Source organism: Brevundimonas balnearis, assembly GCF_042434805.1.
Lineage (GTDB): Bacteria > Pseudomonadota > Alphaproteobacteria > Caulobacterales > Caulobacteraceae > Brevundimonas > Brevundimonas balnearis.
The window spans coordinates 589,657-606,862 of sequence record NZ_JBHLSW010000003.1 but is presented as its reverse complement, the minus strand read 5'-3'; the positions used below and the strand labels follow the sequence as shown (position 1 = coordinate 606,862).

Here is a 17,206-nt window from a genome sequence, read left to right as displayed (position 1 = left end):
GACATGGAAAGAGACGCCCACTACGCCACCGTCGGCATCGCCACAGTCGCCCTGATCGCGGCGCTGGCGGTGTTCGCCATCTGGCTGGCCCGGCTGCAGTTCAACAACGACTACGACCTCTACGACATCGTCTTCTATGGACCCGTGCGCGGTCTGTCCGAGGGGGGCGAGGTGCACTTCAACGGCATCCGCGTCGGTGAGGTGACGGCGCTGAACCTCGATCCCGAGAAGGGCGACCAGGTCATCGCGCGGGTTCGGCTGGACGGCCAGACGCCCGTGCGCGTGACCAGCCGGGCGCAACTGGAGCCGCAGGGCATCACGGGCCTGAATTACATTCAGATCACCGCCGGCAATCCGGAGAGCGCCCTGCTGAAGGCGCAGTATCCGGAGGGCGTGGTGCCCGTCATCCAGAGCCAGCCCAGTCCCCTGGCGGAGCTGCTGAGCGGATCCGGCACCCTGCTGGCCCAGGCGGTGGACGCCCTGAACCGGGTGAACCGGGTGCTGTCCGACGACAACATCCGCAGCTTCTCGACCACCCTGGCCAATGTCGAGGAGGTCTCGGCGGAGCTTCAGGCGCGCAAGGGGATGCTGGCGGAGCTGGAGGAGGCCCTGCAGAACGCCAACAACGCCATCCTCGAGTACCAGAGGGTCGCGCAGACGACGAACCAACTGATCGACACCGACGCGCGTGAGGCGATCGCCAACATCAACGCGGCGTCGGCCGAGGCCCAGGCGGCGATGGAGTCGCTGAACCGAACGGTCTCCGGCCTGGAACGGCCGGTCGGAGACTTCGCCCAGACCGGGCTGCCGCAGCTCACGGAGACGGTGCAGAGCCTGCAGGAAGCCACCGAGTCCCTGGAGAGCCTGCTGGAGGAGGTGCGGTCCAGCCCGCGCGACTTCATCTCCAGGCCGGCGTCGCAAGAGTTGGAGGTTCAGCCATGATCCGTTTCGCGCGCGTGACGCTCGCGGTCGTCCTTACGGCGGCTCTGTCCGGCTGTGCCCTGCTGTCGAGCCCCGACCCGGTGCAGCTGTACCGCTTCGGGGCCAGCGATCCCGAGCGGGCCGTCACGCCGGGCGCGGCGACGCAGCTGCAGTTGCGGCGGGTGCAGTTCACCGAGGCGGCGGCTGATGACCGCATCCTGGGCGTCACGGGGTCCGAGGCGGCCTACATCGCCGGGGCGCGCTGGATCGAACGCGCGGAAACGCTCTACCAGGAAGCCATCGAGAACACCTTCGCGGCCCAGGCCACGCGGGTGCGCCTGGCCGGCAGGCGTGAGCTGTCGCCCTCGCCGCGTATCCTGGATTTGGACGTCCGCACCTTCGAGGCCCGCTACTCGGCGCCGGGCGCCGCGCCGACCGTGAGGGTGGCCGTTCGCGCCCGCATGATCAGCCGGGCGGATCGCGGCGTGGTCGCCGAAGAGGTTTTCACGGTCGATCAGCCGGCCGACCAGAACCGCGTCTCGTCCATCGTGGCCGCCTTCGACGCCGCGGCGGCGGAGGTGAACGGCGAGATTGTGCGGTGGGCCGAGGCTCACGCGGGCGGTTAGTCCCGGCGAGCCCAATCGCCTCAGCGCAGCGCGCCGGCCAGGCCTTCAGCCGTGACGGCCGCCCAGCAGGCGTAGCCGGCGTCGTTCAGATGCAGCTCGTCCGGCCCCACGCCGCCGCCCGGCAGACCGCTCCACCCCTGCATGGCCGCGAACCGGTGCGACGCCGCATAGCCCACCCGTCCGGCCTCGAGCGCGATCAGGCGGGAGGCCTCCGCCAGCGCCGGATTGCGTCCCGCGAAGTTCGGGTTCCGCGCCGCGTCCGGCAGCTTCTGCGGATCGATGACCATGACGTCGACGTCCGCGGCGTCCAGGATCGCCTGTCCCCGGCGATAGTCGGCGAAGATGTCGTCCATCGACCGGTCCAGCAGCACGTCGTTCGTGCCCAGCTGCCAGATCACGAGATGCGGCGAGGCGGCTTCGATCTCGCGGGCCATCCGGTCGGCGGTGTCCTTCGCGGTCTCGCCGCCGATTCCGCGATTGACGACGGTGACGTCGACGCCGGGCAGGCGCTGCTCCAGTCCGGTCTCGAGCAGGGGCGTGAAGCCGAGCTCTTGCCGACTGGCTCCCACCCCTTCGATGGAGGAGGATCCGACCGCCAGGATTCGCAACTCGCCGGCGGCGGCGGCGGCCCGCGCGCGCTCCAGCCCCCCGTTGGCCGTCACGTGATCGGGGGTGACGGGACAGGCGGCGGGAACCGCCTGCATGGGCGAGGACATGGCGGCGAGTGCGACGGCGAGCGCGGTCCGGGTCAAGGGTTGGGTTCTCCGGTGGCGGGGTCGGTCAGGGTCTCGCCGCTATTGCTGGAGTCCTCGCCCCGGCGCGGCTCCTGCGCCGGATGCGGGGGTTCGCCGTCGCGGACGGGCTTCTCTTCTTCATACTCGTTCTGGCGACCGGGAGCACGGGGTTCGGACATGACGGGTCTCGCGTTTCAGGTCCAACGGCAACGCCTGCCGCCGCGCTGAGGTTTCGTTCACCATCCCCCTAAACCGCGTCGCAAGCGGGGGCGCCTAGGCTGGCGACGGTCTTGCACGCGGCGGGCCCCAGGAGCGGCGCATGTCCCATCCCCTGACGGTCGACATCATCAAGCCGGACGATCTGGACGAGGGTCTGGTCGCGACCTGGCGCGCCCTGCTGGCGGCGAACCCTGTGTTGACCTCGCCCTACTTCCAGCCTGAGTTCACGATCCTCGGCGGTGCGGTGACGCCGGGGGCCGCGGTGGCCGTGTTCCACCGACGCGGCGAGGTCGTCGGCTTCTTTCCGCACCAGCGGCGGGGCTCGGCGATGCAGCCGCTGGCGGCGCCGCTGAACGACTACCACGGCGTGATCGCCCGTCCCGGCGAGGCGCCGGACCTGTCGGACGTGGCGCGGTTGCTCAAGGCCGGTCGGCTGAACGTCGGGGGCTGGGTCGGCCCCGCGACGGGCGGCCAGGCGCGCGAGACGGTGCAGGCCGTCATGCCCGACGGCTACGACGCCTGGTACGCCGAACGGCGGGCCGCCTTCGGCAAATATTTCAAGGACAAGGAGCGGGCGCGCCGCAGCCTGGAGGCCGAGCTCGGCCCCATCCGCGTCGAGGTCGGTCTGCGCGACGCCGGCCTGCTGGACCACCTGATCGATCTGAAGCGCGAGCAGTACCGCCGCACCGGCCGCCACGACGTCTTCGCCTGCGGCTGGACGCGGGATCTTCTGCACGCCCTGATGGCCGCGCCGACCGGCCGGTTCGGCGTGTCGCTGGGCGCGTTGTGGGGCGGGGACAAGCTGGCCGCGATCGAGGCCTCGCTGCACGGCGGCGACGAGTACCATTTCTGGTTCCCGGCCTATGAGCCCAGGTGGGCGCGCTGCTCGCCCGGCATCCTCCTGAGCCTGGACACCATGCGCCAGGCCTCGGCCGAGGGCTACCGGACCTTCGACTACGGATTCCAGGGCGAGGGCTACAAGAAGTACTTCTGCGACGGGCGTCGCCAGGTCGCCGAGGCCGTGATCGTGCGGCCCGGCCTGGCGTCGGCGGTCAGCGGCGCGGCGGTCGGCCTGCTGAACCTGGCCGGCGAGGGCCGGGGCGAACGCCTTCGCGCCAGCGTGCGGCGCCGCTGGGCCGTCATCGAGGCCTGTGAGCCCACGCCCGCCGCCCAACTGCGCGGCGCCCTCGACGCCGTCCGCGCCGCCGCCGCCAAGCTGAAGCCGCCTCAGACCGCGAGAGCCTGACCCCCAATGAGCCCACGCACCCGCTACGCCGGTCCGATCCAGAAGGCGCAGGTCCATCCGCATGGCCTGGTCCAGCGCGGCTTCGCCGAGGACGCCTGGCTGGCCGAGGTGCTGGACCGCTATCCGGCCGAGCTGTTCGACATCAACCTGTACGACTTCGCCGACGACGGTCAGGTCTCGCTGCGCACCGGCGCGCGCGGCGAGCTGTCGGGCGCCGAGCTGCTGGAGGCGATCAAGGCCGGGCGGCTGTGGGTCAATCTGCGCTCGGTCGAGCGGGGGTGCCCGGATCTGTGGGCGGCGGCGATGTCAGAGTTCCGCGTCATCGAGGCGCGCTATCCGGGCCTGAAGACGGTTACCAACGCCGGTCAGCTGATCCTGTCCTCGCCGAAGTCGGGCGCGCCCTATCACTTCGACGCCGCCGGGGTGGTGCTGTTCCACCTGAGGGGACGCAAGCGCGTGTTCGTCTATCCGGGCGACGAGGCGCATCTGCCCGAGCGGGACATGGAGCAGGTGGTCGCGCGACAGACGACCGAGGAGATCCCCTACAGCCCGGACTTCGAGGCGGACGCGCAGGTGATCGACCTGGAGCCCGGGCAGGCCCTGACCTGGCCGCTGTATGCGCCCCACCGGGTGCGCAACACCGAGGCCTTCTGCGTCTCCCTGTCAATGGACTTCCAGACCTGGGACAGCCGCCTGCGCAACGGGGCCCTGTTCACCAACGCCGTGCTGAGAAGCCGCGGCGTCAGCCCGAGATCGACCGATCGCATGCGCCGCCCTGAACTGGCGGCGCGGTGGGCCGCGTCCGTCGCGCTGAAGAAGGCCGGCGTCATGCCCAGCCGGCTGGCCGGCTTCCGGCGCGACTTTACGCCCATGGTCGGGGCGCCGGACGGCGCCGGGACCTTGCAGGCCGAAGCTTAAATCGGCGTCATGACCTCGAGTTAAAGTGACTTCCTGGCCTGGGGTCCGCACCTTCCGCGCCAGGCAGGAGGAGCAACCCATGACCCGCATCGCCATGCTTGGCGCCGCCACGGCCGCCCTGTTCGCCGCAGGCGCCGCGAACGCTCAGGAAGCCCGGATCGAGGACGCGGTGGCCCGCGTCATCGTCATCGTCGAGGATCGCAGTGACATCGGCGTCGAGATCACGCCGGGCGCGAGCGGCGTCCTGCCGCTGACGCTGGAGCGGCGCGGGGCCGATGTCGTCATCCGGGGCGATGTGGACCAACGCGACCTCAGGAACTGCTCCTCGACCCGGACCAATGCGACCCAGCCCGGCGACGGAGCGACGGTGGAGCTGCGCGGGCGCGGCCGCGTCGCGCTGAACGACGCGCCGCTGGTGGTGCTCAGGACGCCGCGCGCGGTGAAGGTGGAGGCGGACAGGGCCGTCTATGGCGCGATCGGACGGGGCGCGAGCTCGGTGGACCTGGCCTCGGCCGGATGCGGGGACTGGACCGTGGCGGACGTCCAAGGCGGGCTGAAGGCCGCCATGGCCGGGTCCGGAGAGCTGGCCGCCGGGCGGGCGGCCGAGCTCGACCTTTCCCTGGCCGGCTCGGGCGACATCATCGCGGGCGCCAGTCGGGTGGCGGAGGTGAGCCTTGCCGGCTCCGGCGACGTCAGGCTGGCCGCGGTGTCCGGAGAGCTCGATCTCTCGCTCCGCGGATCGGGCGACGTCATCGTCGCGTCCGTGGGCGGCCCCGTAAACGCCTCCATGGCGGGCAGCGGCTCCCTGGTGGTCCGGGGCGGCCGGTCGGGGGACCTCAACGCAAACATCGTGGGGTCCGGCGACGTTCGTCACGAGGGCGAGGTCGGCGCGGTCCAAGCCAACATCGCCGGTTCGGGCGACATCTCAGTAGCGCGCGCCCGGGGCGAGGTGACCCGTCGGGTGATGGGCTCGGGCTCCATCCGCGTGGGGAGCTGATCGAGGTTCCGGGCCGCCAGTCCCGGACACGCGAAGGCCCGGGACGGGACCCCCGGGCCTTCGTCATATCCGGCGCTTGACGAGAGCGGAATCGGAGGTCATAAGCCCCACCTCTTGTTGGGCCGGCTGTGCGCTTTCGGGCGCAGACGCGGTCCGCAGGAACGACCTGAGTATCTGTTCTTTGCAGCGCTCCAGGGATTTGCGGCCTTCGCGGGCATCCGCGTGGGCCGATCGTTTTTGCGGACGTGCGTACCCTGAGGGCTTCGGCCCGAAGGCTCCGGTCTTTGAAATGGTTCACAGGGACGCGGGTTCCGACCTGCTTGGGAATAGCTAGAGATATGGATCAAAGCATCCGCATCAGGCTGAAGGCCTTCGATCACCGCGTCCTGGACCATTCCACGCGCGAGATCGTCAACACGGCCAAGCGGACGGGCGCGCAGGTGCGCGGGCCGATCCCGCTGCCGACCCTGATCGAAAAGTTCACCGTGAACCGCTCGCCGCACGTCGACAAGAAGTCGCGCGAGCAGTTCGAAATCCGCACGCACAAGCGCGTGCTCGACATCGTCGACCCCACCCCGCAGACCGTGGACGCGCTGATGAAGCTCGACCTGTCCGCCGGCGTGGACGTCGAGATCAAGATTTAATCGAGGAGAGGCGGGATCCGATGCGCGACGCAGCGCTACGAACGGGCGTGATCGCCAAGAAGCTGGGCATGACCCGCGTGTTCGCCGATGACGGCGCCCACGTGCCGGTCACCGTGCTCCAGCTCGACAAATGCCAAGTGGTGGGTCAACGCACCCGCGAGCGTGACGGCTACGTCGCGCTTCAGCTGGGCGCCGGGGCCGTCAAGGCCAAGAACACGCCGAAGCCGCAACGCGAGGCGTTCGCCAAGCTCGAAGTCGAGCCCAAGGCCTATGTCGCGGAGTTCCGCGTGGCCGAGGACGCGATGCTGGACGTCGGCGCCGAGCTGACGGCGGACCACTTCGTCCCGGGCCAGAAGGTCGACATCCAGGGCGAGACCATCGGCAAGGGCTTCGCCGGCGCCATGAAGCGGTGGAACTTCGGCGGCCTGCGCGCCACCCACGGCGTCTCGGTCTCGCACCGCTCGCACGGTTCGACCGGTAACCGTCAGGATCCGGGCCGGACGTTCCCGGGCAAGAAGATGGCCGGTCACCTGGGTCAGGAAGTGGTGACCCAGCAGAACCTCACCATCGTGCGCGTCGACGCCGAGCGCGGCCTGATCCTGGTCAAGGGCGCCGTCCCCGGCCACGAGGGCAGCTACGTCAAGGTTCGCGACTCCATCAAGAAGGCCCGCCCGGCGGACGCTCCGTATCCGGGCGCGATCAAGTCGGCGAAGGCCGAGGCTGCTCAACCCGCTGAGACGCCGGCTGAAGAAGCGCAAGTTTCTGAAGACGTGGCGGCCGAAGCGACCGAAGGCGGTGAAGCGTAATGAAACTCTCGGTCATCAAGCTCGACGGCAAGGCGGCCGGCGACGTGGAAGTGTCGGACGCCGTCTTCGGCATCGACACCATCCGCGGCGACCTGCTGGCCCGCACCGTCAACTGGCAGCTGGCCAAGCGCCGCGCCGGCACGCACAAGGTCCAGACCCGCAACGAGAACTCTCGTACGGGCAAGAAGATGTACAAGCAGAAGGGCACCGGCGGCGCCCGTCACGGTTCGCGCCGTGCGCCGCAGTTCGTCGGCGGTTCGCGCGCCTTCGGTCCGGTCGTCCGCGACCACGGCTTCTCGCTGCCGAAGAAGATCCGCGCCCTGGCCCTGAAGCACGCCCTGTCGTCCAAGGTGAAGGCGGGCGAGCTGGTCGTGGTCGACAGCCTGTCGGTCAAGGACGCCAAGACCGCGGCGCTGCGCGAGACCTTCGGCAAGCTGGGCTGGACCAAGGCCCTGATCATCGCCGGTCCGGAGGTCGAGACCAACTTCGGCCTGGCCGCGCGCAACATCCCGCACGTGGACGTGCTGCCGAACGCCGGCCTGAACGTCTACGACATCCTGCGGGCGGACAAGCTGGTGCTGACCAAGGCCGCCGTCGAGGCGATCGAGGCGCGCTTCTCTGAAACCGCTTCTGGGAAGGAGGCCGCGTGATGGCCGGCGCTCAACCCACCGCCAAGCACTACGACACGATCCTGGCTCCGGTGATCACCGAGAAGTCCACGATCCTGTCCGAGCAGAACAAGGTCGTCTTCCGCGTCGCCGACACCGCGACCAAGGACGAGATCGCCGCGGCGGTCGAAAGCCTGTTCAAGGTCAACGTCGTGAAGGTCAACACCCTGGTGCAGAAGGGCAAGACCAAGCGGTTCCGGGGCATCCTGGGTCGCCGCGTCGACATCAAGAAAGCGATCGTGACGCTGGCCGACGGCCAGTCGATCGACGTCACCACGGGGCTCTGATCCGATGGCTCTGAAGACTTACAATCCGACCTCGCCGGGCCGTCGCGCCCTGGTGCTGGTCGACCGCTCCGAGCTCCACAAGGGCCGTCCGGAGAAGTCGCTCGTCGAGGGTCTGACCAAGTCGGGCGGTCGCGGGCAGGGCGGTCGCGTGGCCGTTCGCTTCCGTGGCGGCGGGGCCAAGACCCTGTACCGCAAGATCGACTTCAAGCGTCGCAAGTTCGACGCGGTCGGCACGGTCGAACGCCTGGAGTACGACCCCAACCGGTCGGCCTTCATCGCGCTCGTGACCTATGAGGACGGCGAGAAGACCTACATCATCGCGCCGCAACGCCTTAAGGCGGGCGACCAGGTCGTCGCCGGCGAGAAGGTCGACGTGAAGCCGGGCAACGCCATGCCGCTGCGCTCGATGCCGGTGGGCACGATCATCCACAACATCGAGATGAAGCCGGGCAAGGGCGCCCAGCTGGCGCGCGCCGCCGGCGCCTACGCCCAGTTGGTCGGCCGCGATCAGGGCTACGCCCAGATCCGTCTCGGTTCCGGCGAGCTGCGCATGGTGCTGGACACCTGCATGGCCACGGTGGGCGCGGTGTCGAACCCCGACCACATGAACCAGAACCTCGGCAAGGCGGGCCGCAAGCGTCACATGGGCTGGCGTCCGCACGTCCGCGGCGTCGCCATGAACCCGATCGACCACCCGCACGGTGGTGGTGAGGGCCGGACCTCGGGCGGCCGCACGCCGGTCACGCCCTGGGGCAAGGACACCAAGGGCACCCGCACCCGCAAGAACAAGGCCACGGACAAGTTCATCATCCGTAGCCGTCACGTGAAGAAGGCTCGCTAAGACATGGCCCGCTCCTCCTGGAAAGGCCCGTTCGTCGACGGGTACCTGCTCAAGAAGGCCGACGCGGCTCAGTCCTCGGGCCGCAAGGACGTGATCAAGACCTGGTCGCGTCGCTCCACCATCCTGCCGCAGTTCGTCGGCCTGACGTTCGGCGTCCACAACGGCCAGAAGCATGTGCCGGTGCTGGTGTCGGAAGACATGGTCGGCATGAAGTTCGGCGAGTTCGCCCCGACCCGGAACTTCCCGGGTCACGCGGCGGACAAGAAGGCCAAGAGGAAGTAACCGATGGCCCAGACCAAGAACCCCCGTCGTGTCGCCACGACCGAAGCCCGCGCCAAGCTGGTGAACGTCCGGATCAGCCCCCAGAAGCTGAACCTGGTCGCCCAGTCGATCCGCGGCCTGCCGGTGCAGAAGGCGCTCAACGAGCTCGAGTTCAGCCGCAAGCGCATCGCCGGCGACGTCCGCAAGGTGCTCTACTCGGCCATCTCGAACGCCGAAAACAACCACAACCTCGACATCGACAACCTGGTCGTCGCCGAGGCCTTCGTGGGCAAGAACCTGGTGATGAAGCGCTTCGCGAGCCGCGCTCGCGGTCGCTCTTCGCGCATCCTGAAACCGTTCAGCGAGATCACCATCGTGGTCCGTGAAGCCGGCGAGGCCGCCTGATGGGTCAGAAAGTCAATCCGGTCGGGCTGCGGCTCGGCGTCAACCGCACCTGGGACAGCCGCTGGTTCGCCGGCGGGGCCGACTACGCCCGTCTGCTGCACCAGGACCTGAAGCTGCGCACGTGGCTGAAGGAGCGCCTGTCGGGCGCCGGCGTGTCGCGCATCATCATCGAGCGCCCGCACAAGAAGTGCCGCGTGACGATCTACGCCGCCCGCCCGGGCGTCGTGATCGGCAAGAAGGGCGCCGACATCGAGAAGCTGCGCCGCGACATCTCGGCCATGACCGAGGGCGAGGTTCACCTGAACATCGTCGAGGTGCGCAAGCCCGAGACCGACGCCCAGCTGATCGCCGAGAACATCGCCCAGCAGCTGGAGCGCCGCGTGGCCTTCCGCCGCGCGATGAAGCGCGCCATCCAGTCGGCCATGCGTCTGGGCGCCAAGGGCATCCGGATGAACGTCTCGGGTCGCCTGGGCGGCGCCGAAATCGCCCGGATGGAGTGGTACCGCGAAGGCCGCGTGCCGCTGCACACGCTGCGCGCCGACATCGACTACGGCTTCGTCGAGGCCAAGACGACCTACGGCATCATCGGCATCAAGGTCTGGGTCTTCAAGGGCGAGGTCCTGGAGCACGACCCGATGGCGCAGGACAAGCGCTGGGCCCAGGAAGCCTCGGGCCCGTCGTCCAACGAAGGCCGCGAGCGCGGCGGCCCCCGCGGCGACCGCGGTCCGCGTCGCGACCGGGGACGTGAGAACTAAGTCATGCTGCAACCGAAGAAGACCAAGTACCGCAAGGCCTTCAAGGGCCGCATCCACGGTTCGGCCAAGGGCGGCTTCTCGCTGAACTTCGGCTCGTACGGGCTGAAGTCCATGGAGCCGGAGCGCATCACGGCGCGTCAGATCGAGGCGGCCCGCCGCGCGATCACCCGCCAGATGAAGCGTCAGGGCCGGGTGTGGATCCGCATCTTCCCGGACGTGCCGGTCTCCGGCAAGCCGGCCGAGGTGCGGATGGGCTCGGGTAAGGGCGCGGTGGACCACTGGGCCGCCCGCGTGGCCCCGGGCCGCATCATGTTCGAAATCGACGGCGTGCCGGACGACGTCGCCCGCGAGGCGCTGCGTCTCGGCGCCGCCAAGCTGCCGGTGCGCACCAAGGTGGTGACCCGTATCGACGCCGGCGTCGCCCATTCGGAGCAAGCGGCATGACCAAGATCGCCGACTTCCGGGCCATGACCCCGGACCAGCTGTCCGACGAGCTGCTGAAGCTGAAGAAGGAGCAGTTCAACCTGCGCTTCCAGGCCGCCACCGGCCAGCTCGAGAAGACCCACCGCGTGGGCGAGGTCCGCAAGGACATCGCCCGCCTGCAGACCCTGCTGCGCACCAAGCAGCCGGCCGCGTAAGGAAAGACCATGCCGAAGCGAATTCTCGAAGGCGTCGTCGTCTCCGACAAGGGCGACAAGACCGTCGTCGTCAAGGTCGAGCGGACCCTGCTGCACCCGGTCCTGAAGAAGACCGTGCGCCTGTCCAAGAAGTACCACGCCCACGACGAGGCCAATGCGCTGAAGGTCGGCGACGTGGCCCGCATCGTCGAGTGCGCCCCGAAGTCCAAGCTGAAGCGGTGGGAAGTCCTCGCCGCTCCGGCCTCGTAATCACCGGCCTCAGAAAGCGAGCCTCCGCGAGGCGAGCGTCAGGCCAAACGTAAAGAAGGATCGGATCCCATGATCCAGATGCAAACTAACCTGGAGGTGGCCGACAATTCGGGCGCTCGCCGGGTCATGTGCATCAAGGTGCTGGGCGGCTCCAAGCGCCGCTACGCCTCGATCGGCGACACCATCGTCGCCTCGGTGAAGGAAGCCATTCCGCGCGGCCGCGTGAAGAAGGGCGACGTCGTGCGCGCCATCGTCGTGCGGACCGCCAAGGACATCCAGCGCAAGGACGGCTCGGTCATCCGCTTCGACAAGTCGGCGGCCGTCATCGTCAACAAGCAGAACGAACCGGTCGGCACCCGGATCTTCGGCCCGGTGCCGCGCGAGCTGCGCGCCCGGAACCACATGAAGATCATCTCGCTGGCCCCGGAGGTGCTGTAACCATGGCCGCGAAGATCAAGAAGGGCGACCGCGTCGTCGTGCTGACGGGCAAGGACAAGGGCCGCACCGGCCAGGTCCTGCGCGTCCTGCCGACCGAGAACCGCGTCGTCGTCGAGGGCATCAACGTGGTCCAGCGCCACACCCGCCCGAGCCAGCTCGACCCGCAGGGCGGCATCAAGAACAAGGAAGCGTCGATCCACGTCTCGAACGTCGCGATCGCTGACGCCAACGGCAAGGCGGCCCGCGTCGGCTTCCGCATGGAAGGCGACAAGAAGGTCCGCTTCGCCAAGACGACGGGAGACGTCATCTGATGGCGACCGAGAAGTACACGCCGCGCCTGAAGTCCGAGTACGAGTCCCGCATCCGGGCCGTGCTGAAGGACAAGTTCGGCTACACCAACGAGATGCAGGTGCCCAAGCTGGACAAGATCGTCCTGAACATGGGTGTCGGCGAAGCCGTGGCGGACTCCAAGAAGGCCCAGGCCGCGCTGAAGGACCTGACGGCGATCGCCGGTCAGAAGGCCGTGCCGACCAAGGCCCGCAACTCCATCGCCGGCTTCAAGCTGCGCGAGGGCATGGTCATCGGCGGCAAGGTCACCCTGCGCGGCGACCGCATGTACGAGTTCCTGGACCGCTTCATCACCGTGGCCCTGCCGCGGGTGAAGGACTTCCGGGGCCTGAAGGGCACCTCGTTCGACGGTCGCGGCAACTACGCCACGGGTCTGAAGGAGCACATCGTGTTCCCGGAGATCAACTACGACCAGATCGACCAGATGTGGGGCATGGACATCGTCGTCTGCACCACGGCCAAGACCGACGAGGAGGCCAAGGCCCTTCTCGCCGAGTTCAAGTTCCCGTTCGTGAACTGACGGGAAGGGAAGAGCACCATGGCTAAGAAGAGCGCCGTCAACCGCAACGAGCGGGTCAAGAAGCTGGTGGCCCAGTACGCCGCCAAGCGCGCCGACCTGAAGGCGAAGGCCAACGACGAGAGCCTGCCGCTCGAGGAGCGCTTCGAGGCGCGCCTCAAGCTGGCCGCCCTACCGCGCAACTCGGCTCCGAACCGCATCCGCAACCGCTGCGAAGTGACCGGACGTCCGCGCGGCTACTACCGCAAGCTGAAGATGAGCCGGATCGCCCTGCGCCAGCTGGGCAACCTGGGTCAGATCCCCGGCCTGACGAAGTCGAGCTGGTAAGGGGAGCATACAGTCATGATGATCAACGACCCCCTGAGCGACATGATCGCCCGCATCAAGAACGCCGCGACCCGCAAGCGTTCGAAGGTGCTGACCCCGGCCTCGCGTCTGCGCCAGCGCGTCCTCGACGTGCTGCAGGACGAGGGCTACATCCGCGGCTACAACCTGGTTCAGAACCCGGGCGAGTTTCCGCAGTTCGAGATCGAGCTGAAGTACTTCGACGGCGAGCCCGTGATCGCGGAGATCAGCCGCGTGTCGAAGCCCGGCCGCCGCGTCTATTCGGCCATCAGCGACCTGAAGCCGGTGAAGAACGGGCTGGGTATCTCGATCCTTTCGACGTCCAAGGGCGTCATGTCCGACACCGCGGCCCGCGAGGCCAACGTGGGCGGCGAAGTCCTGTGCAGGGTCTACTAAGATGTCCCGTATCGGTAAGAAGACCATCTCCATTCCGAAGGGCGTGACCGTCACGCTCAACGGCCAGACCGTCTCGGTGAAGGGCCCCAAGGGCGAACGCACCTGGACCGTCGCCGACGAGATCGAGGTCAAGCAGGACGGCGACGAGCTGTCGCTGACCCCGCGCTCGGACACCCAGCGCGCCCGCGCCATGTGGGGCCTGTCGCGCACGCTCGTGGCCAATATGGTCACCGGCGTGACCGAGGGCTTCGAGCGCAGCCTGGAGCTGGTCGGCGTCGGCTACCGCGCCGCCATGAAGGGCAAGGACCTGTCGCTGCAGCTCGGCTTCAGCCACGACGTCGACATCAAGGCGCCGGAAGGCATCACCTTCGCCGTGCCGAAGCAGACCGAGATCAAGATCCAGGGCAACGACAAGCAGGCGGTCGGTCAGATCGCGGCGGTCATCCGCAAGCTGCGTCCGCCGGAACCCTACAAGGGCAAGGGCGTGCGCTACGCCGGCGAGTCCGTGCGGCGCAAGGAAGGCAAGAAGAAGTAAGCCATGGCCACGACTCTCAAGCAAAACGCCAAGCGTCGCGCCGAGCGCACGCGTCGCCGCCTGAAGGCCGTCGCGAACGGCCGTCTGCGCCTGTCGGTCCATCGCTCGGACAAGAACATCTCGGCCCAGGTCATCGACGACGAGAAGGGCGTGACCGTCGCCTCGGCCTCGTCGCTGGAAGGCGGCAAGGGCTCGAAGGGCTCCGACGTCGCGGCCGCGGCCAAGATCGGCAAGCTGGTCGCCGAGCGCGCGCTGGAGAAGGGCGTCAAGGACGTCGTCTTCGATCGCGGCGGCTACATCTATCACGGCCGGGTCAAGGCCCTGGCGGAGGCCGCGCGCGAAGCCGGCCTGAACTTCTAAGGGACGAGAAGCATGGCTCGTGAACCCCAACGCGGCGGCGGCGGCGACCGCAACCGGCGCGACAACCGCAACGCTCCGGAAGCCGGCGCCGACTCCGAACTGGTCGAGAAGCTGGTCCACATCAACCGCGTCGCCGCGACCGTGAAGGGCGGCCGCCGTTTCTCGTTCGCCGCCCTGATGGTGGTGGGCGACGGCAAGGGCCGCGTCGGCTTCGGCCACGGCAAGGCCCGTGAAGTGCCGGAAGCGATCCGAAAGGCGACCGAGGAAGCCAAGAAGACCATGATCCGGGTCCCGCTGCGCGAGAACCGGACCCTGCACCACGACGGCAATGGCCGTTGGGGCGCCGGCAAGATCATGATGCGCGCGGCCCCTCCGGGCACCGGCGTCATCGCGGGCGGCCCGATGCGCGCCGTTCTGGAAACGCTGGGCGTGCAGGACGTGGTCGGCAAGTCGACCGGCTCGTCGAACCCGTACAACATGATCCGCGCGACCTTCGAGGCCCTGAAGGTTCAGTCCTCGCCGCGTCAGGTCGCCTCCAAGCGTGGCAAGAAGGTCTCGGACCTGCTCGGCCGCCGCAACGACGGCGCCTCGGCGCCCGAAGCGATCGAGGGCTGATAGATGGCCGACAAGAAGAACACCGTCACCGTCCGCCAGGTCGGCAGCCCGATCCGGCGCAAGTCGGATCAGCGCGCCACCCTGCAGGGCCTGGGCCTGAACCGCCTGGGCCGCGAGGTCACGCTGGAGGACACCCCCTCCGTGCGCGGCATGATCGCCAAGGTCGCCCACATGGTGGAAGTGGTCGAGAAGTAAGGTCAGCGGGCGCGCGTCGGCGCTCGCCTTAAGTGAAAAGTGCTAGTGAGCGAGAGGTGAGCCAAGCCAAGCGCTGTCTCGCTCACGCCTTGCTCACTAGCACTCCTCACCCGTCGAAAGCCGAGTCCGCTGCCACAGCGGGCGCTAGAAACCGAAAGGATCAGGCACATGAAACTGAACGAAATCCGCGACAACGAGGGCGCCCACAAGAAGCGCCTGCGCGTCGGCCGGGGCCCGGGCTCGGGCAAGGGCAAGACGTCGGGCCGCGGCGTCAAGGGCCAGAAGTCCCGCTCGGGCGTGGCCATCGGCGGCTTCGAGGGCGGTCAGATGCCGCTCTACATGCGCATGCCGAAGCGCGGCTTCAACAATCCGAACGCCCTGAAGCTGGCGGAAGTGAACCTGTGGCGCCTGCAGGACGCCGTGGACGCCAAGAAGCTGGACCCGAAGGCCGAGATCAACGGCGAGGCTCTCGTCGCCGCCGGCGTGATCCGCCGCGTCAAGGACGGCGTTCGCCTGCTCGGCACCGGCGAGCTGAAGGCCAAACTGAACCTGGTCGTCTGGTCGGCGTCCTCGGGCGCGGTCAAGGCCATCGAGGCCGCCGGCGGTTCGGTTCGCCAGATCCGTCCGGAAGAAGAGGCCAAGGCCGCCGCGCGCGTCGAGAAGCGCAACGCCGCCAAGGGCAAGGCTCCGCCGAAGAAGGAGCCCAAGGGCGATGCCAACAAGGTCTCCGCCCGCGCCCGTCGCACCGCCGCCAAGACTTAAGCCGGCCGCCTGCTGATGAAACGTGAGGGCGGCTCTCGCATGGGGGCCGCTTTTCACCTATCTGACGACCTTCAGAGTCGTGGGGACGCGTAATGGCTTCGGCCGCTGAACAACTTGCCGCCAATATGAACATGGGCTCGTTCGCGCGCGCGACCGAGCTGCACAAGCGCCTGCTGTTCACGCTGGGCGCGCTGATCGTCTACCGGATCGGGACCTTCGTGCCGATCCCGGGCATCAACTCCCAGGCCTTCCTGCAGTTCTTCCAGAACCCGGACGGGCAGCGCGGCATCCTGGACATGGTCAACATGTTCTCGGGCGGCGCCGTGGAGCGGATGGCGGTCTTCGCGCTGAACGTGATGCCCTACATCTCGGCCTCGATCATCGTGCAGCTGATGGCGGCTGTGTACGGCCCCTGGGAGAAGCTCAGGAAGGAAGGCGGCGAGGCGGGCAGGAAGCAGCTGAACCAGTACACCCGTTACCTGACGGTCGTCCTGGCCATCGCCCAGTCGTTCGGCATCGCGGTCGGCCTGAACGCCAGCCCCGGCCTGGTCGACAGCCCCGGCCTGTTCTTCATCGCCACCACGGTCGTGACCCTGACCGGCGGCACCATGTTCCTGATGTGGCTGGGCGAGCAGGTGACCGCGCGCGGCGTCGGCAACGGCATCTCGCTGATCATCTTCGCGGGCATCGTGGCGGTTCTGCCGGCCACCATCGCGCGCCTGCTGGGCCTGGCCCAGGAAGGCCAGATGTCGGCCTTCGCCCTTCTGTTCATCGCTCTGCTCGCGGTCGCGACGATCGTCTTCATCGTCTTCATGGAGCGCGCCCAGCGCCGGCTGCTGATCCAGTATCCGAAGCGTCAGGAAGGCAACCGCATGGCCGGCGGGGAGCGCAGCTTCCTGCCGCTGAAGGTGAACACCGCGGGCGTGATCCCGCCGATCTTCGCCTCCTCGCTGTTGCTGCTGCCCACCACGGTGGCCCAGATGACCGCGAACGCCGACCTGCCGTCGTGGATGGGCTGGCTGCCCACCGTGACGGGCCAGCTGACCCACGGCCAGCCGCTGTTCATGGCGCTTTACGCCGTCCTGATCGTCTTCTTCTGCTTCTTCTATACCTCGATCACCTTCAATCCGGAGGACACGGCCGAGAACCTGCGGAAGTACGGCGGCTTCTTGCCGGGCATCCGGCCGGGCAAGCGCACGGCGGAGTATCTGGACTATGTGCTGACGCGCCTGACGGTGATCGGCGCGGCCTACATCACCCTGGTCTGCCTGCTGCCCGAGTTCATGGTCGCCCAGATGGGCAACAGCCTCTACTTCGGCGGCACCTCGATCCTGATCGTCGTGTCCGTGACGATGGACACGGTGGCGCAGATCCAGTCGCACCTTCTGGCGCACCAGTACGAGGGCCTCATCAAGAAGGCCAAGCTGCGTCGTGGGGGACGGGGCGTGCCGACGCCGGTGCGCCGCTAAGGCTTCTGAAC

Annotated in this window: 29 protein-coding genes; 27 read left to right on the top strand and 2 right to left on the bottom strand. The window is 68.3% G+C overall.

The window, feature by feature from the left end; translation table 11 throughout:
- Positions 1-3: 3 nt before the first annotated feature.
- The gene (locus ACFFGE_RS04200; protein ID WP_376834593.1) at positions 4-942 is read left to right on the top strand and encodes an MlaD family protein; all 939 of its coding nucleotides are present in this window, start codon (positions 4-6) and stop codon (positions 940-942) included.
- Positions 939-1,547, top strand: a complete 609-nt coding sequence (locus tag ACFFGE_RS04195) for an ABC-type transport auxiliary lipoprotein family protein (protein WP_376834591.1) — start codon at positions 939-941, stop codon at positions 1,545-1,547. Before ACFFGE_RS04200 ends, ACFFGE_RS04195 begins: the two co-directional genes overlap by 4 nt.
- 20 nt (positions 1,548-1,567) lie before the next feature.
- On the opposite strand, the gene ACFFGE_RS04190 is transcribed toward ACFFGE_RS04195, so the two are convergent.
- Positions 1,568-2,299, bottom strand: a complete 732-nt coding sequence (locus ACFFGE_RS04190) for an SGNH/GDSL hydrolase family protein (RefSeq protein WP_376834589.1) — start codon at positions 2,297-2,299, stop codon at positions 1,568-1,570.
- Positions 2,296-2,460 carry a hypothetical protein gene (locus tag ACFFGE_RS04185; RefSeq protein WP_376834588.1) on the bottom strand — a complete coding sequence of 55 codons (165 nt, stop codon included), beginning with the start codon at positions 2,458-2,460 and terminating at the stop codon, positions 2,296-2,298. The genes ACFFGE_RS04190 and ACFFGE_RS04185 overlap by 4 nt, the downstream gene beginning before the upstream one ends.
- 140 nt (positions 2,461-2,600) lie before the next feature.
- Between ACFFGE_RS04185 and ACFFGE_RS04180 the strand changes: the two genes are divergently transcribed.
- The 25 genes from ACFFGE_RS04180 to secY all read left to right on the top strand — a co-directional run bounded on the left by ACFFGE_RS04180 (position 2,601) and on the right by secY (position 17,195).
- Positions 2,601-3,746, top strand: coding sequence for a GNAT family N-acetyltransferase (locus ACFFGE_RS04180; RefSeq protein ID WP_376834586.1), 1,146 nt, complete (start codon positions 2,601-2,603; stop codon positions 3,744-3,746).
- Between the two features lie 6 nt (positions 3,747-3,752).
- The gene (locus ACFFGE_RS04175; RefSeq protein ID WP_376834584.1) at positions 3,753-4,664 is read left to right on the top strand and encodes a transcriptional regulator; all 912 of its coding nucleotides are present in this window, start codon (positions 3,753-3,755) and stop codon (positions 4,662-4,664) included.
- 79 nt (positions 4,665-4,743) lie between these two features.
- A complete protein-coding gene (locus tag ACFFGE_RS04170) occupies positions 4,744-5,661 on the top strand; it encodes a GIN domain-containing protein (RefSeq protein ID WP_376834582.1) in 918 nt (305 codons plus the stop codon).
- A 338-nt stretch (positions 5,662-5,999) separates the two neighbouring features.
- The gene (gene rpsJ / locus ACFFGE_RS04165; protein WP_298278699.1) at positions 6,000-6,305 is read left to right on the top strand and encodes a 30S ribosomal protein S10; all 306 of its coding nucleotides are present in this window, start codon (positions 6,000-6,002) and stop codon (positions 6,303-6,305) included.
- A gap of 20 nt (positions 6,306-6,325) precedes the next feature.
- Positions 6,326-7,111, top strand: coding sequence for a 50S ribosomal protein L3 (rplC, locus tag ACFFGE_RS04160; protein WP_376834580.1), 786 nt, complete (start codon positions 6,326-6,328; stop codon positions 7,109-7,111).
- Positions 7,111-7,761 (top strand): 50S ribosomal protein L4, encoded by a 651-nt coding sequence (gene rplD / locus ACFFGE_RS04155; protein WP_376834578.1) that lies wholly within the window; start codon positions 7,111-7,113, stop codon positions 7,759-7,761. Before rplC ends, rplD begins: the two co-directional genes overlap by 1 nt.
- On the top strand, positions 7,761-8,066 hold the full coding sequence (locus ACFFGE_RS04150; RefSeq protein ID WP_376834576.1) for a 50S ribosomal protein L23: 306 nt from the start codon (positions 7,761-7,763) through the stop codon (positions 8,064-8,066). Before rplD ends, ACFFGE_RS04150 begins: the two co-directional genes overlap by 1 nt.
- A 4-nt stretch (positions 8,067-8,070) precedes the next feature.
- Positions 8,071-8,907 (top strand): 50S ribosomal protein L2, encoded by an 837-nt coding sequence (rplB, locus tag ACFFGE_RS04145; RefSeq protein WP_376834574.1) that lies wholly within the window; start codon positions 8,071-8,073, stop codon positions 8,905-8,907.
- A 3-nt stretch (positions 8,908-8,910) separates the two neighbouring features.
- Positions 8,911-9,189, top strand: a complete 279-nt coding sequence (rpsS, locus tag ACFFGE_RS04140) for a 30S ribosomal protein S19 (RefSeq protein ID WP_376834573.1) — start codon at positions 8,911-8,913, stop codon at positions 9,187-9,189.
- Between the two features lie 3 nt (positions 9,190-9,192).
- A complete protein-coding gene (rplV, locus tag ACFFGE_RS04135; RefSeq protein ID WP_376834571.1) occupies positions 9,193-9,573 on the top strand; it encodes a 50S ribosomal protein L22 in 381 nt (126 codons plus the stop codon).
- On the top strand, positions 9,573-10,328 hold the full coding sequence (gene rpsC / locus ACFFGE_RS04130; protein WP_376834569.1) for a 30S ribosomal protein S3: 756 nt from the start codon (positions 9,573-9,575) through the stop codon (positions 10,326-10,328). The genes rplV and rpsC overlap by 1 nt, the downstream gene beginning before the upstream one ends.
- A 3-nt stretch (positions 10,329-10,331) precedes the next feature.
- On the top strand, positions 10,332-10,772 hold the full coding sequence (gene rplP, locus ACFFGE_RS04125; RefSeq protein WP_376834566.1) for a 50S ribosomal protein L16: 441 nt from the start codon (positions 10,332-10,334) through the stop codon (positions 10,770-10,772).
- Positions 10,769-10,966, top strand: coding sequence for a 50S ribosomal protein L29 (gene rpmC / locus ACFFGE_RS04120; protein WP_376834564.1), 198 nt, complete (start codon positions 10,769-10,771; stop codon positions 10,964-10,966). Before rplP ends, rpmC begins: the two co-directional genes overlap by 4 nt.
- Before the next feature lie 9 nt (positions 10,967-10,975).
- Positions 10,976-11,215, top strand: a complete 240-nt coding sequence (gene rpsQ, locus ACFFGE_RS04115) for a 30S ribosomal protein S17 (RefSeq protein WP_298278677.1) — start codon at positions 10,976-10,978, stop codon at positions 11,213-11,215.
- 69 nt (positions 11,216-11,284) lie between these two features.
- On the top strand, positions 11,285-11,653 hold the full coding sequence (rplN, locus tag ACFFGE_RS04110) for a 50S ribosomal protein L14 (RefSeq protein WP_298278674.1): 369 nt from the start codon (positions 11,285-11,287) through the stop codon (positions 11,651-11,653).
- A 2-nt stretch (positions 11,654-11,655) separates the two neighbouring features.
- Complete coding sequence (gene rplX, locus ACFFGE_RS04105; protein ID WP_376834561.1) at positions 11,656-11,964, top strand: 50S ribosomal protein L24; 309 nt, start codon at positions 11,656-11,658, stop codon at positions 11,962-11,964.
- A complete protein-coding gene (rplE, locus tag ACFFGE_RS04100; protein WP_376834558.1) occupies positions 11,964-12,521 on the top strand; it encodes a 50S ribosomal protein L5 in 558 nt (185 codons plus the stop codon). The genes rplX and rplE overlap by 1 nt, the downstream gene beginning before the upstream one ends.
- Before the next feature lie 18 nt (positions 12,522-12,539).
- A complete protein-coding gene (gene rpsN / locus ACFFGE_RS04095) occupies positions 12,540-12,845 on the top strand; it encodes a 30S ribosomal protein S14 (protein WP_327445802.1) in 306 nt (101 codons plus the stop codon).
- A gap of 15 nt (positions 12,846-12,860) precedes the next feature.
- Positions 12,861-13,259: a 30S ribosomal protein S8 gene (gene rpsH / locus ACFFGE_RS04090; protein WP_376834556.1), complete on the top strand. Its 399-nt coding sequence runs from the start codon at positions 12,861-12,863 to the stop codon at positions 13,257-13,259.
- Between the two features lies 1 nt (position 13,260).
- Positions 13,261-13,794 (top strand): 50S ribosomal protein L6, encoded by a 534-nt coding sequence (gene rplF / locus ACFFGE_RS04085; RefSeq protein ID WP_376834554.1) that lies wholly within the window; start codon positions 13,261-13,263, stop codon positions 13,792-13,794.
- Between the two features lie 3 nt (positions 13,795-13,797).
- The gene (gene rplR, locus ACFFGE_RS04080; RefSeq protein ID WP_376834552.1) at positions 13,798-14,154 is read left to right on the top strand and encodes a 50S ribosomal protein L18; all 357 of its coding nucleotides are present in this window, start codon (positions 13,798-13,800) and stop codon (positions 14,152-14,154) included.
- A 12-nt stretch (positions 14,155-14,166) separates the two neighbouring features.
- Positions 14,167-14,769: a 30S ribosomal protein S5 gene (rpsE, locus tag ACFFGE_RS04075; RefSeq protein WP_376834550.1), complete on the top strand. Its 603-nt coding sequence runs from the start codon at positions 14,167-14,169 to the stop codon at positions 14,767-14,769.
- A 3-nt stretch (positions 14,770-14,772) separates the two neighbouring features.
- A complete protein-coding gene (gene rpmD / locus ACFFGE_RS04070) occupies positions 14,773-14,964 on the top strand; it encodes a 50S ribosomal protein L30 (protein WP_376834548.1) in 192 nt (63 codons plus the stop codon).
- Between the two features lie 168 nt (positions 14,965-15,132).
- On the top strand, positions 15,133-15,726 hold the full coding sequence (rplO, locus tag ACFFGE_RS04065) for a 50S ribosomal protein L15 (protein ID WP_446680613.1): 594 nt from the start codon (positions 15,133-15,135) through the stop codon (positions 15,724-15,726).
- Between the two features lie 92 nt (positions 15,727-15,818).
- The gene (gene secY / locus ACFFGE_RS04060) at positions 15,819-17,195 is read left to right on the top strand and encodes a preprotein translocase subunit SecY (protein ID WP_376834546.1); all 1,377 of its coding nucleotides are present in this window, start codon (positions 15,819-15,821) and stop codon (positions 17,193-17,195) included.
- Positions 17,196-17,206 lie beyond the last annotated feature (11 nt).